17 protein-coding genes and 1 pseudogene are annotated in these 21088 nt (G+C 49.8%); 6 read left to right on the top strand and 12 right to left on the bottom strand.

What is annotated here, in order from left to right:
• Positions 1-210: 210 nt before the first annotated feature.
• Entirely contained in the window at positions 211-1356 is a 1146-nt protein-coding gene (locus tag Q4488_RS16125) for a hypothetical protein (RefSeq protein ID WP_303581512.1), read from the top strand.
• A 13-nt stretch (positions 1357-1369) separates the two neighbouring features.
• Here the strand turns inward: Q4488_RS16125 and Q4488_RS16120 are convergent, their stop codons facing one another.
• From Q4488_RS16120 to fadB, 3 genes are all read right to left on the bottom strand, one after another.
• Positions 1370-1963, bottom strand: a complete 594-nt coding sequence (locus tag Q4488_RS16120) for an ACP phosphodiesterase (protein WP_303581511.1) — start codon at positions 1961-1963, stop codon at positions 1370-1372.
• Between the two features lie 105 nt (positions 1964-2068).
• Entirely contained in the window at positions 2069-3247 is a 1179-nt protein-coding gene (gene fadA / locus Q4488_RS16115; RefSeq protein ID WP_303581510.1) for an acetyl-CoA C-acyltransferase FadA, read from the bottom strand.
• A gap of 13 nt (positions 3248-3260) precedes the next feature.
• Positions 3261-5420 carry a fatty acid oxidation complex subunit alpha FadB gene (gene fadB, locus Q4488_RS16110; protein ID WP_303581509.1) on the bottom strand — a complete coding sequence of 720 codons (2160 nt, stop codon included), beginning with the start codon at positions 5418-5420 and terminating at the stop codon, positions 3261-3263.
• A gap of 392 nt (positions 5421-5812) precedes the next feature.
• Here fadB and Q4488_RS16105 point away from each other — a divergent pair, with 392 nt between their 5' ends.
• Positions 5813-6400 carry a 1-acyl-sn-glycerol-3-phosphate acyltransferase gene (locus Q4488_RS16105; RefSeq protein ID WP_303581508.1) on the top strand — a complete coding sequence of 196 codons (588 nt, stop codon included), beginning with the start codon at positions 5813-5815 and terminating at the stop codon, positions 6398-6400.
• Positions 6401-6442: 42 nt separating this feature from the next.
• On the opposite strand, the gene Q4488_RS16100 is transcribed toward Q4488_RS16105, so the two are convergent.
• The 9 genes and pseudogenes from Q4488_RS16100 to Q4488_RS16060 form a co-directional block, all read right to left on the bottom strand.
• Positions 6443-7213, bottom strand: coding sequence for an enoyl-CoA hydratase-related protein (locus Q4488_RS16100; RefSeq protein WP_303581507.1), 771 nt, complete (start codon positions 7211-7213; stop codon positions 6443-6445).
• A gap of 9 nt (positions 7214-7222) precedes the next feature.
• Positions 7223-7543: a DUF2889 domain-containing protein gene (locus Q4488_RS16095; RefSeq protein ID WP_303581506.1), complete on the bottom strand. Its 321-nt coding sequence runs from the start codon at positions 7541-7543 to the stop codon at positions 7223-7225.
• Positions 7544-7644: 101 nt separating this feature from the next.
• Positions 7645-7764 (bottom strand): annotated as a pseudogene (locus Q4488_RS16090) (DUF2889 domain-containing protein); the annotation flags it as partial.
• A 14-nt stretch (positions 7765-7778) separates the two neighbouring features.
• Positions 7779-9446 (bottom strand): AMP-binding protein, encoded by a 1668-nt coding sequence (locus Q4488_RS16085; protein WP_303581505.1) that lies wholly within the window; start codon positions 9444-9446, stop codon positions 7779-7781.
• A 135-nt stretch (positions 9447-9581) separates the two neighbouring features.
• A complete protein-coding gene (locus Q4488_RS16080; protein WP_303581504.1) occupies positions 9582-9899 on the bottom strand; it encodes an SCP2 sterol-binding domain-containing protein in 318 nt (105 codons plus the stop codon).
• Between the two features lie 156 nt (positions 9900-10055).
• A complete protein-coding gene (locus tag Q4488_RS16075) occupies positions 10056-11855 on the bottom strand; it encodes an acyl-CoA dehydrogenase C-terminal domain-containing protein (protein WP_303581503.1) in 1800 nt (599 codons plus the stop codon).
• A 271-nt stretch (positions 11856-12126) separates the two neighbouring features.
• Positions 12127-12963 carry a universal stress protein gene (locus tag Q4488_RS16070; protein WP_303581502.1) on the bottom strand — a complete coding sequence of 279 codons (837 nt, stop codon included), beginning with the start codon at positions 12961-12963 and terminating at the stop codon, positions 12127-12129.
• Entirely contained in the window at positions 12950-15343 is a 2394-nt protein-coding gene (locus Q4488_RS16065; protein ID WP_303581501.1) for an RND family transporter, read from the bottom strand. Before Q4488_RS16065 ends, Q4488_RS16070 begins: the two co-directional genes overlap by 14 nt.
• Positions 15336-16445, bottom strand: a complete 1110-nt coding sequence (locus tag Q4488_RS16060) for a YCF48-related protein (protein WP_303581500.1) — start codon at positions 16443-16445, stop codon at positions 15336-15338. The genes Q4488_RS16065 and Q4488_RS16060 overlap by 8 nt, the downstream gene beginning before the upstream one ends.
• Before the next feature lie 457 nt (positions 16446-16902).
• Here Q4488_RS16060 and Q4488_RS16055 point away from each other — a divergent pair, with 457 nt between their 5' ends.
• From Q4488_RS16055 to livG, 4 genes are all read left to right on the top strand, one after another.
• Complete coding sequence (locus tag Q4488_RS16055; protein WP_303581499.1) at positions 16903-18021, top strand: high-affinity branched-chain amino acid ABC transporter substrate-binding protein; 1119 nt, start codon at positions 16903-16905, stop codon at positions 18019-18021.
• A 116-nt stretch (positions 18022-18137) separates the two neighbouring features.
• Positions 18138-19064 carry a high-affinity branched-chain amino acid ABC transporter permease LivH gene (gene livH, locus Q4488_RS16050; RefSeq protein WP_303581498.1) on the top strand — a complete coding sequence of 309 codons (927 nt, stop codon included), beginning with the start codon at positions 18138-18140 and terminating at the stop codon, positions 19062-19064.
• The gene (locus tag Q4488_RS16045) at positions 19061-20323 is read left to right on the top strand and encodes a high-affinity branched-chain amino acid ABC transporter permease LivM (RefSeq protein WP_303581497.1); all 1263 of its coding nucleotides are present in this window, start codon (positions 19061-19063) and stop codon (positions 20321-20323) included. The genes livH and Q4488_RS16045 overlap by 4 nt, the downstream gene beginning before the upstream one ends.
• Positions 20320-21087 (top strand): high-affinity branched-chain amino acid ABC transporter ATP-binding protein LivG, encoded by a 768-nt coding sequence (gene livG, locus Q4488_RS16040; RefSeq protein WP_303581496.1) that lies wholly within the window; start codon positions 20320-20322, stop codon positions 21085-21087. Before Q4488_RS16045 ends, livG begins: the two co-directional genes overlap by 4 nt.
• Position 21088 lies beyond the last annotated feature (1 nt).

Genomic DNA, 21088 nt, shown 5'->3' with positions numbered 1-21088 from the left:
GCTGCACTGGCTTTCGCGTATCTGGCCATTCTAATGTCCGCAGAGAATATAACGGACTTATTCGCACCTTCCCTAACGAAAAAACCATGAAATCAGACAGATAGCGATATTGATTTTAAAGTCTGAAAAAAAACTAAATTTCAAGTCTTACCTTTGCCGCGCTGATCTCTATAATACGCCCTCTTTTTGCCAGCGGCCTCGGGTAATATCTTGATTATTTTCACCATCACCAACACAGTTTCCAAACAAGTTTATGTCGGCTCAACCCGAAACGATATCGATAGTCATTGGGAGACTCTGCTGATTGCGGCAGAGTCTGGCGTAGAAGCCGAACTCTACAATGATATTCGTGAAGCAGGAGCGCACAGTTTCGCGCTATCCGAATGGGGCTTCGCCGATAATCTCAGCGAAGCTCGCGAACTAACCGCCGACGCCATGGAAACCTTTAACGGTAAAAGTCTACAAGGGCTGATCACCAAGCCAAAGCCAAGCAAAGTACATCGGCAAAGTGCGGCTGAACGTAAAGCGGCACTCGCGCTATTAGAAGAAGCGGAACAACAAGCCCTGCTGAAAAGCGAGATCACTAAACCCAACGGCGAAACGGGCGAAACAGCCGCTAGCGAAGCGGATCTCAAATTACTCGCACGACAGCGTGATGCCGAGTTAGAAGAACGCATCGTGCGTGAACGTAAAGAAACCATGGCGATGAACAAAGTGCTTGCCGACATGGAAGCTCGGAAACGCAGCAAATCGTCTAAAGCTAAATCAAAAACCAGCGTCAGCAGCGCCAAACCGCTGAGCAAGGCATCAACAGCGCCTAAGCTGGCGGTTGGTAAAGTCTCGTCGGCGAAGCAAGAGAAGCTGATCAAAGAAAAAATCGTGCAGGAACGAGAGGCACGAGAAACAACAAAAATCTCCCGTCAAAAAGCGGAAGCACAAGAAATGGCCGCCGTCATGGCCCGCATCGATGCGCGCGCTCAAGGGATGCGTAAAACAGCGCCCAAAGCGAAGCCAAAGTCAGCGATGCGCAGTAGTCTATCGCTGTCTGCCAAAAAGCCGCCTGAAGCGCTACGCGAGACGCGACTCGAGTTGGATTTAGATATCGCTAAAAAAGCGGAATTGGCAGTGATGCAGCAAGAAAAAACTCGCGCTAGCACCCCGCCAGCACTCACTGAGAAGCCTGTCACACTGACACGCGTAGTACATAATAGCGGCCTGAGCAAAGAGCAAAAAATTGCTCACACCATCGATCGCTATCGTAAGACAGCAACACCGACGGTGAGCCATAAAGTCCATGGTCAACAAGAACTGATCAGCTCTCTGCAAGCACGCTTAGCGCAACGCAGCAGTAAGTAAGCTCCAGCAACGGCTAACGCTTTCCAGCATCGATCAAGGGTGATGGAAAGCGTTCACAGAGATCCGTTAAAAACAACCGAAATCCATCTTCAAATGGCCTGTAATGCAGTGCTAACTCTTCCCCCACACCGCTAAAGTCATGACGGAAACGAATCCGTCTCGCAATCCGATCCAACGCGTAACTAACCCCCTCTAACGTTTGATAAGCACGAAACCAATCCGTGTCCACCAGCCGTTGTGTCACCACTTGCATGCGATTAGGCATCAACGATTGCCCTGCCATGAGATCAGCATACAGAGCATCAATCACTTGATCGACCGGCGTACCACTGAGCTGCGACCAATGCTTTAGCAAATAATGATCAAACAACACATCTAAAGCGATGCCTGAAAATCGCCGACGCTGCACACTGAAATAACCTTTGAGTCGGCGAACTTGTGGATGCTGATCGGTGAATTGATCGACCCGCCGGTGATTCATCAGCCCCTCAAATACCTCAGCAGGCAGCGTTTGAGTATCGACGCCTCGGGCAAAATCTCCCAACAGATTACCCACTCGAGATTCAATGGTCGGCTGAGCCAACACGAGATGAGCGAAAAAATTCAAATAAAAAAACCTCGAATAAGCTGACGACAAATCACAGTATCCGAGGTTTTCAGGCACACAGCAAGCAACCTTGAAGGCCACTTACTGCTGAGGCGGGTTAGCCGCTTAATTCAAACGTTCAAACACCGTCGCAATCCCCTGCCCCATGCCGATACACATCGTTGCTAGGCCCAACGTACCGTCATTTTGCTCCATCACATTCAGCAATGTGGTGGATATGCGCGTACCGGAACACCCCAGCGGATGACCTAAGGCGATGGCGCCACCATTGAGATTGACGCGCTCTTCCATCTGCTCTAGTAGCTTAAGGTTTTTCAGTACCGCTAGGCCCTGTGCCGCAAACGCTTCGTTCAGCTCGACATAATCGATATCTTCGATGCGCAAACCAGCCCGCTTTAGCGCTTTCTGACTGGCCGGTACTGGACCATAACCCATAATTGAAGGATCACATCCCGCAACCGCCATCGAGCGTATCTTCGCCCGCGGTGTGAGGCCTAACGCTTGAGCCTTAGCCGCTGACATCATTAACATCCCCGAGGCACCATCAGAAAACGCCGAGGAGGTGCCAGCAGTCACCGTACCCACCTTCGGTACAAACACAGGTTTTAGCTGTCCTAGAGTTTCCACGGTGGATTCAGGACGAATCACTTCATCCTGCTCCAGCAACGATTTAAAGCCATTTTCATCATGCCCCTCGACCGGCACGATCTCATTATCAAAACGGCCTTCACGGCGAGCTTCATCGGCTAGACGGTGAGAGCGGGCAGCGAAGGCGTCCTGCTGTTCTCGACTGATACCGTTCATCCTGCCCAGCATCTCCGCCGTCAGCCCCATCATCATTGCCGCTTTAGCAACCTGAGTGCTCATCTGCGGGTTGATATCGATCCCGTGAAGAATATCTAAGTGGCCCATATGCTCAACGCCACCCACCATAAATTGATCGCCGTTGCCGGTCATAATCGCTTGAGCCGCGGTATGCAGCGCCGCCATAGAGGAGCCACACAGACGGTTAATCGTCTGCGCCGCGACACTATGAGGCAAGCCCGCTAAAACCGCCGCATTGCGGCCAATATTAAAGCCTTGCTCTTTGGTTTGGTTAACACATCCCCAGATCACATCCTCAATATCAGCAGGGTTGACGTTCGGGTTACGTTCTAACAAACCCGTCATCACTCGTGCCGATAACGCTTCAGCTCGAACATGACGGAAGGAACCGCCTTTGGATTTACCCATGGGGGTACGTACCGCATCGACGATGACGACATCATTTGGATTCAAACTCATCTTCGATTCCTCCTTAGTGAGCTGTGTTATTTAAGTAAGTTGAACCCGCAGCGGCCATCTGCCGCATCGTCTCAGTAGGCTGATACAAGGGGCCTAACTCAGCGTACTTAGCCGTCATGGCACAGAAGGCTGCGAGCCCCATCTCATCAAGATAATGGAATACACCGCCGCGGAAGGGTGGAAAGCCAATACCGTAGATCATCGCCATATCCGCTTCTGCCGGAGAGGCAACAACACCCTCTTCTAGACAACGAACCGTCTCGATACACAGAGGAATCATCATCCGTTCGATAATTTCTTGTTCATCGACGTCACGCCCCGTGCCGACGACCCCTTCGATTAATGCATCGACTTCAACATCCGGCAACTTAGCCGGTTTACCTTTTCGATCCAGCTCGTAACGATAGAAGCCTTTGTTGTTCTTCTGTCCAAAACGCTCCAGTGAGAACATCCTGTCGATGACCGATTCGCCCTCATGGGACATCCGTTCAGGGAAGCCGGCTGCCATCACCTGATCCGCATGATGGGCGGTATCAATACCCACCACATCGAGCAGATAGGCAGGCCCCATTGGCCAACCAAAACGTTCCATCACCTTATCAACTTGACGGAAATCAGCGCCATCCTGCAATAAGCCACTGAAACCACCAAAGTAAGGAAACAGTACGCGATTCACCAAGAACCCCGGACAGTCATTCACTACAATCGGAGTTTTACCCATCGCCGATGCATAGGCTACCGTTCGCGCGATAGTGGCAGCGGAGGTTTGTTCACCGCGAATCACTTCCACTAGCGGCATCATATGCACAGGGTTAAAGAAGTGCATACCGCAGAAATTTTCCGGCCGTTTAAGGGATTTAGCCAAGGCATTAATAGAAATCGTCGAGGTGTTAGACGCTAATACCGCATCTTCAGTGATATGTTGCTCGGTTTCCGCCAGCACCATCGCTTTGACCTTTTGGTTCTCAACCACAGCTTCGACCACGAGGTCGACCGTTGCAAAATCACCATAGCTCAAGGTCGGGCGAATACGGTTGATGGTCGTAGCCATCTTCGCCGCATCGATTCGGCCCCGTTTAAGCTGACCGGCGAGCAATTTATTCGCTTCATCCAGCCCCAATTGAATCGCAGACTCATTGATATCCTTCATTAAGATCGGCACCCCTTTAGAGGCCGACTGATAAGCCACGCCACCGCCCATGATACCGGCACCTAACACCGCCGCCTGATTGACCTTATCGGCTTTTGCCTCGTAACCACGGCTGACTTTTTTAACATACTGATCTTTCATAAACAGACCCACCAGCGCTTTCACCACCGGACCGGAGGCCAATTTAGCAACGCCTTGAGCTTCAGCCAGAATCGCTTTATCACGCGTCATACCGCAGGATTTTTGGATCGTTTTAACCGCTTGTAACGGCGCCGGATAATGTGGCCCCGCTTTCGCACCGATCATACCTTTAGCGGTTTCGAAGGCCATCATCTGTTCGATCTGATTCAACTTCACCGGGCTTTGTTTAATTTGACGACGCGCGGCGTAATCAAACTTACCGGCAGCACACTGACGTAACAGATTAATGCCCGCTTCACGTACTTGATGTTGTTCTACCACCGCGTCTACCGCACCATCTTTCAAAGCCGCTGCGGCCCGCTTTTCCGCGCCGCTACAGATCCACTCATGAGCGTTATCGATACCGATCAGACGCGGCAAGCGAACAATACCGCCCCAGCCCGGATTAATACCTAATTTAACTTCCGGCAAGCCAACTTTCGCTTTATTGCCCATCACCCGATAATCGGTCGACAGACATAATTCAAATCCGCCACCGAGCGCCAAACCATTGATCGCCGTGACCGTTGGACACGGTAGGTCTTCCACCGCATTAAAGATTCCATGGGTGTCTAACAAGGCGGCAATCAAGCCCTCTTCACCCTGATCAAACAGCGAGCTGAACTCCGTAATATCTGCGCCAACGATAAAGCACTCTTTAGCGCTGCTAAACAGCACCCCGTTAATACCTTCAACCGCACTGAGTTGTGTCACCGCGTCTTTCAACTCTCTCAGAGTCAGCCGATTAAACTTATTCACAGGCTCATTGATCAGATCAAATGTCAGCTCGTAAAAACCGCTGTCGATCTCCTGAACCCGAATAGCCTTTCCTTCAAATTGCATGGTGCACTCCATACTCAGGATAATTATTGTTAGTCATAGTCAGGCACCTGACTCCTCTTCTGTACGCCGGACTGTCGAAGCCAAAAAAGAGATAAAACGGCGTACAGCTCAGGCTTATTAATACTAGACTCCGGTAACTTTCCAGCAATAACAAAAATAGCCTTATTCGCTAACATAATCGTTTAAATGAAATAGATACCCTTTAAAAACAGCAAGATAAATAGAAAGACAGGTGTGACATTTTTGCGCAATCATCGCACAACAACGCTATTTTTCTGCCAGCAGCCAGTATTTATGACGTTTTGCGCCTCAGTCATACCGAGCATTTCGTATCTGATCAGCGCAAATAGCACTACAATGCTGATTAAAGCCGCGAATATTGACTGACCGTTATGCACTCAACCATTTTTAATAGTCCTATGTTTCGAGCGCCACTACGCTGGTTGTCTCGCAAGTTTCTGCAACACAAGGGTTGGCGGGTAGATTTCTCCGCCATTGAGGGGATAAATAAGTGTGTGCTGATCGGCGCCCCACACACCAGTAACTGGGATCTACCCTACGCGCTGATGCTGGGATTTAGTCAGCAATTGCCGATCTACTGGATGGGTAAGGTACAGATTTTCAAGTTTCCGTTTCGACACTTAATGATGTGGCTAGGCGGCATTCCCATTAACCGCTCAAAATCACTGAATGTCGTGTCTCAAGCGGCGACTCAGTTGCAACAAGCGGATCAGCTTTACCTCGTGATTACCCCCGAAGGCACACGCGCTCGCGTCGATGAATGGAAAACCGGCTTTTACCATATTGCTCATCAAGCCAACGTACCGATTATGGTGACCTATATCGACTGGCGTACTCGTCAAGCCGGTATCTATACCGCGTACTATCCGAGCGGTGATAGTGAAAAAGATATTGCCGAGATTAAAGCCCTGTACGGCGATCTTTTACTGCGCCATAAGGGCAATCAGCAGCGGCATTAAAGCGAGTTCAGCGACTCAACGCAACGTCACTAGGGACAGCCGTTAAAAGCGGGAGAAATCCGCGGTTCGTTTTTGAATAAATGCCAGCAATGCTTCGTTGGCTTCCTCAGAGGTCAACCGCGCAGCAAACTGTTTCACCTCAGCCACCAGCACTGCCTCTAACTGTGACTGTGTATGGCGGCGCAACATCGCCTTACTCTGACGTACCGCGTCTGGGGGCAGTGCCGCCAACTTAGTCGCCTCAAGCCAGGCTCGTTCGGTTAAACTCGACGGCGCTTCCAGCCAATTCACCAGGCCCAATGTTTGCGCCGTTTGCGCACTGAATTGTTCGCCGATCACCAGTAGCTCGAAGGCTCGACGATGGCCGACTAGCTGTGGTATCAAAAGACTAGAGCCTCCTTCCGGCACCAAGCCTAAGCGAGCAAACGGTAATTGAAAACAGGCCTGCTGAGACGCTATCACCAGATCACAATACAACAGTATCGTCGTGCCGATACCGACCGCCATACCCGGCACGACCGCGATCAATGGCGTTGTCAGTGAAGCCAACGTTTGCAAAAACAACAGCGGCGCTTGTATCGCATCCGGACGATTTACCGCAGCGATAAAGTCATTAATATCATTACCTGCACAGAAGCTATCGCCGCTTGAACCGAGCATAATCACGCGGACATCAGGATCTTCATCGGCGGCTAACAAGGCATCGGTTAGCGCCTGATACATCGTCAGCGTCAGTGCATTTTTTTTCTCAGGACGATTCATTAAAATTTGACGAACTTGATCCTGAGTAGCAATTTTTACTAAATCACTCACATTGAACTCCTAAATAGTCGGGGCTGAAAGGGTATCGGCATCTGTCACATCAGGATCAGCAGGATCAAAGTATTCAGGCAATAACACTTTGATAACATCACTGTTCTGCGACCAACTATGACAACTATTGATCATTAATGGTGCACCCAAGGTCATGACATCCGCATCACTGCTAGGCCAGAGTGTTTGAATGGCCGTCGTCGCAATAACCGGCAATTGCTTACATTGACGCAACCAACCGGGGCCAATACGGCTGCCTTTGAGCTGCTTAAATGCCTCAGTGATATACGCGCATAACGTAAAAGGCGAGGCATCGATATAGGCCTCCACGGCATGGATCTTGAGCTGTTGATCGATGGTGATCCGTGCCCTAAATCATGAAAAGGCTCACCTGCGGGAACTTCCCCGCCGAGAGGTAAGGGCACCGCTGCGGTTTTAATATCCGTCATCCGCGCATCGATATCCCACAAGCCATCGTCACGCTTATAGCCATCACATTGAACATGACGACGATGCTGTAAGGTCCGTCGAAGCGGCTTAGAAAACGCCATGATCATCTCCCGTCTTAAGCGGCATGGCTACCCGCATTATTATCATTACGCAGGCAACGGCGCAGCACTTTACCTACATTTGATTTGGGTAAGTCATCGGTGAATTCAACGATTTTAGGCACTTTATAGGCGGTTAGACGCTCCTTACACCAATCACGAATCTCATCACGGCTCAACTCATCCTTAGCCACGACAAATAATTTCACTATTTCGCCACTATGATCATCCGGTATACCGATCGCCGCGCACTCAATGACGCCAGGATGTAGGGTAACGATATCCTCAATCTCATTGGGGTAGACATTAAAACCCGATACATTGATCATATCTTTCGCTCGATCGACAATGCGCAGATAGCCATCGGCATCCATGCTCGCCACATCGCCGGTGATAAAATAGCCATCATCGGTAAAACAGCTGCGAGTCGCCTGCTCGTTGTGCCAATAGCCCAACATCACCTGAGGCCCTTTGACACAGAGCTCGCCTACTTCACCCGTGGCGACCGCTTGCCCATCCAGTCCGATTATTTTGACCTGAGTCTCCGCCACCGGCGGCCCTATGGTGCCGACACGAATATGATCGGGAGGATTCATCGCCACCGCTGGCGATGTTTCCGTTAGACCATAGGCTTCCAAGATTTCACAACCGGTCATGTCTTGCCACGTGGTGGCTGCCGATAGCGTCAACGCCATGCCACCCGAGAGCGTCACTTTCAGCTGACTGAAATCGATTTTGCGGCTATCTTTATGATTACAAATCGCGACAAACAGCGTATTCAGGCCGATAAACGCTGAAAAAGCCTGCTGCTGTAAGGCTTTAACGAAGCCATCGATATCACGAGGGTTGGCAATCAACAGATTATTGCCGCCGAGTTCCAGCACCGCCATCGACAGCGTAAAGGCATAAATGTGATACAGCGGTAACGGCGAGACGACAGTCTCGGCCCAATGTTGATCGGCCGTCGAGATCAGTTTGACCCCTTGTAAAAAATTCGAGATCAGGTTGGCATGCGTCAGCATCGCCCCTTTAGAAACCCCAGTCGTGCCTCCGGTGTACTGCAACACCGCGATATCATGACTCTGCTGCGTTACGATCGTCGGCTGCTGTCCCGCTTTCTGTGTTAATATCTGTCGCAGTTCGATGGCTTGCGGCAGGTGATACTCGGGCTCCAGCTTTTTCACATATTTAGCCACCGAATTGATCAATAGTCGTTTCAGTGGCGAGTGCAAATCGGCAATCTGCGTGGTAAATACATATTTAAGATGAGTATTGGCAATAATTTTATCGACGTTATGCGCAACGCCGGTATACACCACTAACGCTCGCGCACCGGAATCTTTAAACTGATTTTCCAGTTCGCGGGGGGTATACAATGGATTGGTATTCACAATCACTAAACCCGCCTTCAATGCACCAAACAAAATAACGGGATACTGATTAATGTTTGGTAACTGAATGGCGATGCGTTCGCCCGGTTGTAAATCGGTTTCCTGTTGCAGATAGACCGCAAAGGCATCTGACAGTCGGCCTAGCTCGGCATAACTCATGGCATAACCAAAGCTAGTGAAAGCGGTTTTATCGGCATAATCATTCACTGTGCGCGCAATAACGTCAGTCAATGTCTGATAGCCTCGGGGATTGAGACTGTCAGGAATCCAATCGCCACGTGTTGTATGATCCATATTCAGATCCTGTTTATTGTTATTGTTGTATCACTTTTAATGCAAGAATGACTCGCTAATCCATTCACTGCCGCCACCGTGCGCAGCTAAAGCCGTCGCAGAAGCAGCACCGAGCGGATGCTGCACACCCTCTGCTTAGCCGACTGGAAACAATCCTTCCAATCGGGTCGCTAACATAATGTCGCCCTCGGCTCGAATACGGCCCGCCATAAAGGCTTGCATACCATTAGTATCACCGTCTAGCACCTCTTTAAAGGTTTCAGCATCCATTAACAGGCTAACACTCGGCTCATCATGCTCACCTTCGCTCAGGGTACATTGCCCCGCCGAGATGACCACGTAATACGTATCGCCTTCATCCAGCCGGTATTGAAACACCGCCTCAAGATCTGCAGCCGCAGCACGATCAAAACGCGCTACCATCTGGGTAAACAACTGTTTAATCTCACTCATGTTTATGTTCTCCTGCCGGTGAGTCGTCTGAACGGAACATTGGCCTAGCCGCCGCAGACGATGATTTAATCTCAGCAGACTCGAGATAACGGCTCGGCCTGCCTTACTGTTAATCGCTTTAGATTGCAGTCGTTGCATCAACGTCACGTCAACCAATCAATGAGAGAATTCAGCGATATCCATCGCCAACAGGTTGTCAGCCCCCGAATCAATCGTCGCTTCTAAGGTTTTAGTGCGCGGTAAAATACGCTCGAAATAGAAGCGTGCCGTTTTCAGCTTCGCTTGATAGAAAGCGTGATCGCCGGCATCTGTATCGATTTTCGCCTGCGCCACAACCGCCATTCTGGCCCACAGATAAGCCATCGTCACGTACCCGGAGTACATCAGATAATCAACCGATGCCGCCCCCACTTCTTCACGATTTTGCATCGCTTTCATACCGATACGCAGGGTTAGATCGCCCCATTCGCGATTCAACCGTGTCAATGGACTGATAAATTCAGCCATCGCGCTATTATCCGCCTGTGACTGACAGAATTTATGTACCACTTTGGTAAAGGATTTCAACGACTCGCCTTGCGTCATCAAGACTTTACGGCCTAACAGATCCAGCGCCTGAATACCGGTGGTGCCTTCATACAGCATCGAGATACGGCTATCACGTACGTTCTGCTCCATGCCCCATTCGCTAATATAGCCATGACCGCCAAATATCTGCAGACCTAGATTAGCGGATTCAAAACCGGTTTCAGTCAAAAAGGCTTTAGCGATCGGCGTCAAAAATGCCAACTGTGTCTCGGCCTCTTGACGTTGCGCCTTATCAGCGTTCAGATGAGCGCTATCCACTAACTGCGCACAGTAATAAATCAACGCTCGTCCCCCTTCAGCAAAGGCTTTTTGGGTCAGCAACATCCGCCGCACATCGGGGTGCACAATAATCGGATCGGCGGCTTGATCCGGATAAGCAGGGCCGTTCAATGCTCGCATCTGTAGACGATCACGCGCGTAGGCTAAGGAGTTCTGATAACCCCACTCGGTATGAGCTAGCCCCTGCAAGGCGGTGCCGATACGGGCAGTATTCATAAAGGTAAACATACAATTGAGACCTTTATTTTCTGGCCCGATCAGGTAACCGGTCGCAGCATCGAAATTCATAACGCAGGTAGCGTTACCATGAATGCCCATTTTATGTTCCAACGCACCACAACTGAGGCGATTACGCTCGCCGATGGCACCGTCACTATCGGGCAGAAACTTCGGCACGATAAATAGCGAGATACCTTTCGTGCCCTGAGGGGCATCCGGTAGGCGCGCTAGCACGATATGCACAATGTTATCCGCCATATCATGCTCACCGGCAGAGATGAAGATTTTGGTGCCGCTGATATGATAGCTGCCATCCGCCTGCGGTTCTGCCTTGGTACGCAACATGCCCAAATCAGTACCGCAATGGGCTTCTGTCAAACACATGGTGCCGGTCCACTCACCACTGATCAATTTAGTCAGATAGGTTTGCTTCTGAGCATCGCTACCATGGGCTTCAATCGTATTCATCGCACCGTGACTCAAGCCCGGATACATACTCCAGGACCAGTTAGCCGAGCCCACCAATTCATTTAAGATAATACCGATCGATTCTGGTAACCCCTGCCCGCCCCATTGCGGATCGTGCGGTAGCGAAGGCCAGCCGCCCTCAACAAATTGTTGATAAGCCTCTTTGAAGCCTGTCGGTGTTGTGACAACGCCATCATGCAACTGACAACCTTGTTGATCTCCCACCTGATTCAATGGCGCCAAAACACGCTCTGCAAATTTAGCGCCCTCATCCAAAATAGCACTCACCATATCCGGTGTCGCTTCTTCACAACCGGGCAGACGCTGATAATGTTGTTCACTTTGCAGCATTTCATTCAGTACAAACTGAATATCTCTTAAGGGCGCTTTATATTCCGGCATGATGACACCTCGATAGATCTTGTAACGCTACCGCTAACTTAGATGCATCGTTGATAGCGATAGGTTTAGTTATTTATTGTATGCACCAAGGATCTATTAAGCGCCCTTATTTACCAATAACAAAACCCGCCATTATCACTAACACAAAAATTCATAGGCTTAATAACTATTAATTAAAGCTTATAAATCAAAGAAGTAAAAAACATTCACTCACTAAAATTCATTGACAAAAAAGCCCGAAAAATCGGGCTTTTAAAACGTATCAACAGGCTCACTGGTTTAATAAGGGAACAACCTCATCCGCCAGTCCGATGCGTAACACCAAAATATCACCCTCTAACCGCGTGAGGATGCGTTCGGCGGTATTGCCAATCAATGCGCCCTTTAAACCACCTCGCGCCCGCGTCCCGATCACCGTCAGTCGCGCCTGTAACTGTTGCGCGGCGAGCGGCAGCCAGTGCTCCGCCGGTCCTTCCCCGACGGCCATCGCCTGCACCGTCAATGCTAAACGTCTCAACTGCGCCGCTAACGCTTGCTCAGCTTTCGCTTGTATTAAATGTTCCGATTGTAAGACGGGATCCGCGCCCATCATCGCCGAAGGGTAAGCAACCGCCGCCGTCAGCGCTGATTCCGTTACGACGGCTATCTGAGCGGCCACCCGCATCAAATCATCGTTCAGCTGTATCTGCTGCGGATCGTCGGTTAACGCATTTACCGCCGCCATCACCACCCCTCCCTGCCAAAGGCGTTGCTCTTTGATCAGTAACACCGGGCAAGGCAGATCGCGTAAAATATGCCCATCAATCGAGGTCATAAAACCTAACGTGCGTGGATCACAGCTTTTGATTAACAAGCCAACAGGTTGTTGTAACAATAGCTCAGATAGCTGTTTTAATAGCTTATGACGTGCACAATGATACAGCGTGACAGCGATACCGTCGGCCTCCAGTTGCGCCACCGCTTGTCCCGCTTTTACGACGTCATCTCCGAGCCACACGATACTCACCGGACTGTGCAAACGAGTAGCAATTAAATGACCGCGTTGCAGTGCAAGACAGGCCGGATCTTGATCATCTAGCACCAGTAATAAACGTTTATTTAACAGCATCGTGCACCTCCGATTGATGCGTACTTTTTAGCGCCGCAGCGGTCGCGTCACACTTGAGTAAGCAGGCTAAGGCGGGAATTAATATCAGTGCACCGAGCATATTCCAGAGGAACATGAAGGTTAACAAGATCCCCATATCGGCTTGAAACTTAATCGGCGAGAAAACCCACAGCACCACGCCGATCGCCAAGGTTAAACCCGTAAAAGCAACCGACTTACCGGTGGTTTTCAGTGTATTGAGGTAGGCTTCTGACAGCGCCATCCCCTGTACCAGATAGGTATTCAGCTTAGAATAAATATAAATGCCATAATCGACCCCGATACCCACCCCCAGCGCAATCACCGGCAGAGTCGCCACTTTAACGCCGATCCCCAAACTGGCCATCAGTGCCTGACAGAGAATGGAGGTTAACGCCAACGGTGCGATAATACAGATCAGTGTTTTTAGGGAACGAAAGGTCAGCAAACAGAGCAACCCCACCACGCCATACACCCAGGCTAACATTTGATATTGAGCAATCCCGATCACCTCATTGGTGGCCGCTTCAAAACCGGCATTACCCGCCGCCATCTCAAAGCGTATCTGCTCAGAATCGTAGCGATGGGCAAACTGTTCAATTTGTCCAGTCAAACGCTGTAATGTTTCAGCCTTATGATCATCCAAAAAGATAATCACCGGTAACAGAGAGCAGGACGGATTCATTAACCCCGCGGGAACATAAGCAAGCGATGCATTGATGATCAACTGATTACGGCTAATCGCTCGCCACTTGAGGTTGCCTTCGTTAAGGCCCGATGTCACCCGTTTGGAGACATCCACCAAGGAAACGCTGGATTGCACGCCCTCAATATTCGTCAGGTAATATTGAAAACGATCCACTAGCGACAAGGTATTAAAACTGGAGCAATGATCTTTTTCAGTGCCGACCATCACCACAAAGGCGTCACTCGAGGTCGAGTAATGCTGAGTAATAAAACGATTATCAAGGTTATAACGAGAGTCGGCCCGTAATTCTGGAGCGCCACTGTCTAGATCACCAATTTGCAGTGCCTGTCCCTGATATAGACCCGCGATCAATAACACGCCGGCGATACTCACCGCAGCACGAGCCCCCACCGGTGTGGTAAACCAGGTTAGACGCCGCCAGTAAGTGCTCGGCTTCTGTGTGGCTTTTAAGGCCCGCTGAGTAGCTCGCTCGCCAATGCCTAACAGCGACATAATCACCGGTAACAAAAACAGATTCGTCAGGATAATCACCGCGATCCCTAAAGAGGCGGCAATCGCTAAGTCTTGAATCACGCGGATATCGATCACCATCAGCGTCACAAAGCCGATACCATCGGATAGCAGGGCGGTCAGCCCCGGAATATACAGCGCTCGAAATGCTCGCCGCGCCGCTAACCAACGCGGTGCACCGCGCGCACTTTCCAGCGCTATGGTATTAACGATCTGCACCCCATGACTCACCGCAATGGCAAACACTAAAAAGGGCACTAACATCGAATAGGGATCGAGACCAAAGCCCAATAACTTTAACAAACCCAATTGCCAAATCACCGCGATCACCGAACATGCCAGCGGTACTAGGGTCGCGGTCATACTGCGAGAGTAGAGATAGAGCAGCACCAAAGTAATCAGCAGCGCGATAGCAAAGAACACCGCCACCTGAGCCGCACCATCGATTAGATCGCCGACAATTTTAGCAAAGCCGGTGATATGCACCGTGACTTTATCGGACTGATATTTATCCCGAATCAAGGTTTCTAACTGCTGAGATAACGCCTGATAATCGAGTTTTTCACCGCTATCGGGATGCTTATCAAACAGCGGCACCTGCACAATCGCCGAGCGAAAATCATTCGCTACCAGCCGCCCCACCTGACCCGAGCGTAGAATATTCAGTTTCACCTGTTCTAGACTCGCAGCCGAGCCATCATATTCCGGCGGAATAACCGGTCCGCCAACAAAACCGTCTTCAGTCACCTCGGTCCAGCGTACATTCGGCGTCCAAATGGAGGTTAGCGCCGAGCGATCAACCCCAGGAATAAAAAACAGTTCATCGGTAATTTTCTGCAGCGTTTGTTGATAATCTGCGGTGAAAATATCGCCCTCCTTGACCGCAACAGCAACCCGAATACTGTTACCTAAACCGGCAAGATCATCACGATTTTTAAGGTAGTTCTCCACATAAGGATGAGCGCTCGGAATCATCTTCACAAAACTGGCATCGGGGCGAATCTGCACCGCCTGCCAAGCCAATAACAGCGTCAGCACAGTAAACACCGATAGCACCGTTAGCCGATGATGAAACAGAAAACGCTCGGCTAACTCTTCCGAGCCTTTAATCGGCGCTAACAATAGCCTAGAGAACTTATTCATGTTCGCTCTCCACGCTCAGTAAACCACCCTCACCAGCCAAAATATAACCGCCATCCACCGCCACCCCAGCACTCATCGAGCGCCGCTCGCCGCTATCTAAACGAGTAAAGTGCTGACCATCTGAGCTCTGCAGCAGCAAACCACCCTGCCCCAATAACAGCAGCTTTTGCGCATCGACCACGGCACCAAGCAGGGTTGCCTTATCACCCGTATTCACCGCCTGCCAATCGAGTCCATCCTCCGACCGATACAGGTGCCCCCGTAATCCCATCAGAAATAATTGTTGCTGAAATTCAGTGATACTAAAAAAGGACCCATCATAAGGCGTTACAATACGCGTCCAACGTTCACCGCCGTCTACGGAACGAAACAACAACCCCGCTTCACCGGCGATATAGAGATAGCCGCGATGATCAAGCCGTATTGCATGCAGATGGAAATTATCCGGATTCTCCAAACGATCCCCCCAATACACCCAGTTCTCACCGCCATCATCGGTTTTCAGCAGCAAACCATAAGCCCCCAACGCAAAGCCTCGCTGACGATTAGCAAACCAAACATCTAACAGAGGAATACTCGGCCCTTCCTCCACCGCCATGGCCGCGTCATCGGCATACCATGCAGCGTCGTCCAACTGTTCGGCTAATAAGGCATTCTCCGGTTCAGCATCAACCCGAGCCTTTAGCGCGCTGACATTTGCCTGCAATCGCTGTAAACGTAATTGATTAATCTGATGACCGTCCAATGAAGGCGTCCAACTAACGCCACCATCATGACTGACGGCCAACAAACCATCATGACCGGTGAGCCAAGCGTGCTGTTGATCCGTCGAGAAGATTGAGGTGAGCATGACACTGAACGGCGTTGCCTGTTGCTGCCAGTGCTGCCCTTGATCGGTCGAACGCAGCACTATGCCATGATCGCCCACCGCGACCAACTGATGCCCCTGCGCGGTAATATCCAACATTAAGCGCTGCTCAGCATGCGAAGACATGAATGCCGGAGTATTCAACCGGTCAGCGATGGCCTCGGCAGACACGCCGTGACTGCCGCATAAAACAGCTAACGCAAAACAGTGAATGAGTGATCTAATCGAAGCCATACTGTTACCAATTATTATCATTATATGGGTGCCTAATATAGAGGCTTAATCGAGGTGCTTAGGGAAGGTACTTAATTTAAGCACTTAATATAGGCGCTAATTCCCCGCTAACGCCGCTATTATTCAGCGACCGCTAAACCCTCTAGCTCAGTGTAAGAATCATTAATAAAAACAGCCGGATGCTCAATAACAAATACTGGCAATATTATTAACACTTTTTACCATCCTCTCTAAAAACTAACCCAGCAGCCACAAAATCTTGATAAAACCTCGTGACTTAGATTGCATTTACCAGAGAGCCAGAGGTAGAGTTATAAGCTGTGTCAGAGGGTTTTATGTCTGGTATATAAATTTGAGGTCATACTCGTACCCTTGCAACAATAAAGAATCTAGCAACATCAAACTGACCCTACCGTTCGGGTGAGCTCGGCAAGAAAAATAAATGGAGATAAGTTGGATGAATCAATTTCGCAAAACATTACTGGGCCTAAGTACCGCTGTTTGTATGTTGGGTTTAACCGCTGCGGCGCAGGCTGAAACACTTAAAATTGGTCTTGCAGGGCCAGCTACCGGTCCGGTGGCGCAATATGGTGATATGCAAAAAATCGGTGTAATGGCCGCGATTTACGATATTAACAAAGCAGGCGGCATCAATGGCATGATGCTTGAAGGGGTTATCTACGATGATGCTTGTGATCCAAAACAAGCGGTCGCGGTGGCCAACAAAATTGTTAACGATGGCGTGACTCAAGTCGTTGGTCATCTGTGTTCATCTTCCACTGAACCTGCCACCGATATCTATGATGAAGAAGGCATTCTCATGATTACGGCGGCATCCACATCGCCATCGATCACCGAAAAAGGCTATACAACCATCTTCCGGACTATCGGCCTCGATAGCCTGCAGGGCTCTATGGCGGCGGAATACATTCTGACTAACGCGAAACCGAAACGTATCGCGGTCATCCATGATAAGCAGCAATACGGTGAAGGTCTGGCTACCTCAGTACGAGATCTACTGGCCGCTCAAGGCGTTAAAGCCGCCATGTTTGAAGGTGTTACTCCGGGTGATAAAGACTTCTCTGCACTCATTGCGAAACTGAAAAAAGAGAACGTTGATTTCGTTTACTACGGGGGTTATCACCCAGAACTCGGTCTTATCCTGCGTCAATCAGCAGAAAAAGGCTTCGACGCTCAATTTATGGGCCCTGAAGGGGTGGTTAACTCCGATCTAGCCAAAATTGCTGGTGCCGCAGCGGAAGGCGTTCTAGCCACAGCACCTAAAAGCTTCGATCAAAACCCAGTCAACGAAGCGCGTGTCGCCGCGATCAAGGCTAAAGGTGAAGATCCAACCGGCCCATTCGTTTTCACGGCCTATGCGGCTGTTGAAGTCATGACAGACGCGATGACCGCCACTCAATCAACCGATGCCGAGACCTTATCCGATTATATTCGCGAGCATGATTTCGATACCGCTATCGGTAAAGTTAAGTATGACGAGAAAGGCGATCTAACCGAGTCTACTTTCTTGGTATACCGTCTACATCAGGATGGTTCTAAGACACCAGCTGAATAATTAATATTAATAACAAAGGCTTAGCAAACATCAGCACGACCCGCTGATGTTTGTCAATCCCGATTCCCTAGTATCGTGATCCGATGCTGGGGATTCGTTTTATTGGATCCCTGCCAATGTCAGAATTTTCGCTTTATCTGCTGCAACAGCTCATTAACGGGCTAACGATCGGTTCGACCTATGCACTGATTGCCATCGGCTACACCATGGTTTATGGCATCATCGGTATGATTAACTTTGCTCACGGCGAGATCTATATGATCGGCTCCTATGTAACATTTATTGTTATTGCCGGCTTAATGGGCATGGGCATCGCAAGCCTACCCATTATTCTCATTGTTGCACTGGTCGTTGCTATTTTCATCTCCAGCACCTATGGCTGGACCGTTGAGCGCGTCGCTTATCGGCCACTTCGCGGTACCAATCGACTCATTCCGCTCATCTCAGCCATCGGTATGTCGATCTTCCTACAGAATTTTGTGGTGCTCTCTCAAGGCTCACGTGATGTTGCCCTGCCTCCCCAAATTACCGGTGGTTGGAATTTCGGCGATCCCAGCTTGTATGAAGTATCGTTATCTTACATGCAGGTGATGATCTTCGCCGTCACCTTCATCAGTATGACGCTGTTAACCCTCTTTATCTCACGTTCACGCATGGGCCGTGCTTGTCGTGCCTGCTCAGAAGACCTCGGCATGACCAACTTATTAGGCATCGATACCAATAAGATTATCGCCCTCACCTTTATCGTGGGTGCCGCATTAGCAGCGATTGCGGGCTTGTTATTGGGTCTGTATTACGGTGTTGTTAACCCCTTTGTCGGCTTTATCGCCGGACTCAAAGCGTTTACAGCGGCAGTACTGGGCGGTATAGGTTCTATTCCCGGTGCCATGTTAGGTGGATTGATCTTGGGTGTGACGGAAGCGATGACCGCCGCGTTCTTCCCTTCCGAATATAAAGATGTTGTTTCCTTCGGGCTACTAGTGACTATTTTACTGTTCCGCCCTAGTGGACTTCTGGGTAAGCCGGAGGTAGAAAAAGTATGACTTCGAGTAAACTCTATAACGCTATTTTTGCCGCCGGTATCTCACTGATACTGGCGAGTTTGATGATCGGTATCAAGCTAGATACCGATGGTTCAACCCTCGCGGTTAGGGGGGCTACCGCAACGCAGTGGATGTGGATTGGTGGTGGTATCGCGGTCGTCTTTTTTTCACAGCTGTTCAGCGCTCAGGTCGATGCTCTATTCGGTGCGATTCCCAAACCTAATATCAAGGCGATGCTGCCGCAAGATCAGAAAATGACGACATTAAAGCCTTGGTTGATCGCGGCCCTAATTGTGGTGATGCTGATCTGGCCATTTATGGTATCGCGCGGCAGTGTTGATCTAGCCACCTTAACACTCATCTACATCATGCTAGGTCTAGGCCTCAATATTGTTGTCGGCCTTGCCGGACTCCTTGATTTAGGCTTTGTCGCTTTCTACGCCGTTGGCGCATATACCTATGCACTATTATCACAGTATTTTGGCATGTCATTCTGGGCCTGCCTGCCGATCTCTGCGGCCATGGCGGCGGCCTTTGGCTTTCTACTGGGTTTCCCCGTGCTGCGTTTACGCGGCGACTATCTAGCGATCGTTACCCTTGGCTTCGGTGAAATCATTCGGATTCTCCTTAACAATTGGACCTCCATAACTGGGGGCCCCAATGGTATCTCCGGCATCGCTAAACCGGGTTTATTTGGCTTAGAGTTCAACCGTCGAGCAAAAGAGGAAGGCGCTGTGACCTTCCATGAATATTTCAACATGGACTATGACAGCTCATATAAGGTGATCTTTCTCTATCTGATTGCGGTGATACTGGTGATCGGTGTGATCTACCTCATTAACCGCCTCATGCGGATGCCTATCGGACGTGCTTGGGAAGCGCTACGTGAAGATGAGATCGCTTGTCGTTCACTCGGTTTAAACCGTACTGCGATTAAACTCTCAGCCTTCACGCTCGGCGCATCGACCGCAGGCTTTGCTGGCTGTTTCTTTGCCGCAAGACAAGGCTTCATCAGCCCTGAATCATTTGTCTTTATCGAGTCAGCAATTATTTTAGCGATTGTGGTACTCGGTGGTATGGGCTCGCAAATGGGGATTATTTTTGCCGCCATTATTATGACGATTTTGCCTGAAATAGCGCGAGAATTTTCCGAATACCGCATGCTACTTTTCGGTCTATTGATGGTTATTATGATGCGCTGGCGTCCTGAAGGACTGGTACCGATGAAACGTCCAAACTTGGAGTTGAAACAACCATGAGTCAGCTACTCCTAGATGTCAACGGCCTGACCATGCGCTTCGGCGGCTTGCTCGCCGTCAACGGCGTCAATTTAAAGGTTAAAAATCGTCAGATCGTTTCGGTGATCGGTCCCAACGGCGCCGGTAAAACCACCGTGTTCAACTGTTTATCTGGGTTTTATATTCCCACTGAAGGCAGTGTTATGTTGCGCGACCAGCAAATTGCCGGTTTGAAAGACTATCAAATCTCCCGCAAGGGATTAGTACGCACCTTTCAACATGTTCGCTTGTTCCAGAAAATGACCGTGATTGAAAATATGCTCGTCGCTCAGCATCGGCATATGAATACCAACCTCTTATCCGGTCTCTTAAAAACACCGAACTACCGCCGCCTAGAAAAGGATGCCATGAATCATGCCGCTCATTGGCTAGAAGAGGTTGGTTTGTTGGCTTTTGCTAACCGTGAGGCAGGTAACCTGTCCTACGGTCAGCAACGCCGTTTAGAGATTGCTCGCTGTATGGTTACTCAACCAGAATTACTGATGTTGGATGAACCCGCTGCAGGCCTCAATCCCAATGAGACCAAAGAGCTAGATGAACTCATCATCAAGCTACGTGATGTGCATGAGATATCCATTCTGTTGATTGAGCATGATATGAGTTTGGTGATGGGAATCTCCGATCATATCTATGTAATTGCTCAGGGCACCCCTTTAGCTGACGGTAATGCCGAACAGATCAAAGGCAACCCTGACGTTATCAAAGCCTATCTCGGAGAGGAATAAG

The organism is Amphritea sp. 1_MG-2023 (assembly GCF_030547545.1).
Taxonomy (GTDB): Bacteria; Pseudomonadota; Gammaproteobacteria; order Pseudomonadales; family Balneatricaceae; genus Amphritea.
Note: the sequence above shows the minus strand (reverse complement) of the source record. Positions and strands in the feature narration are given on the sequence as shown.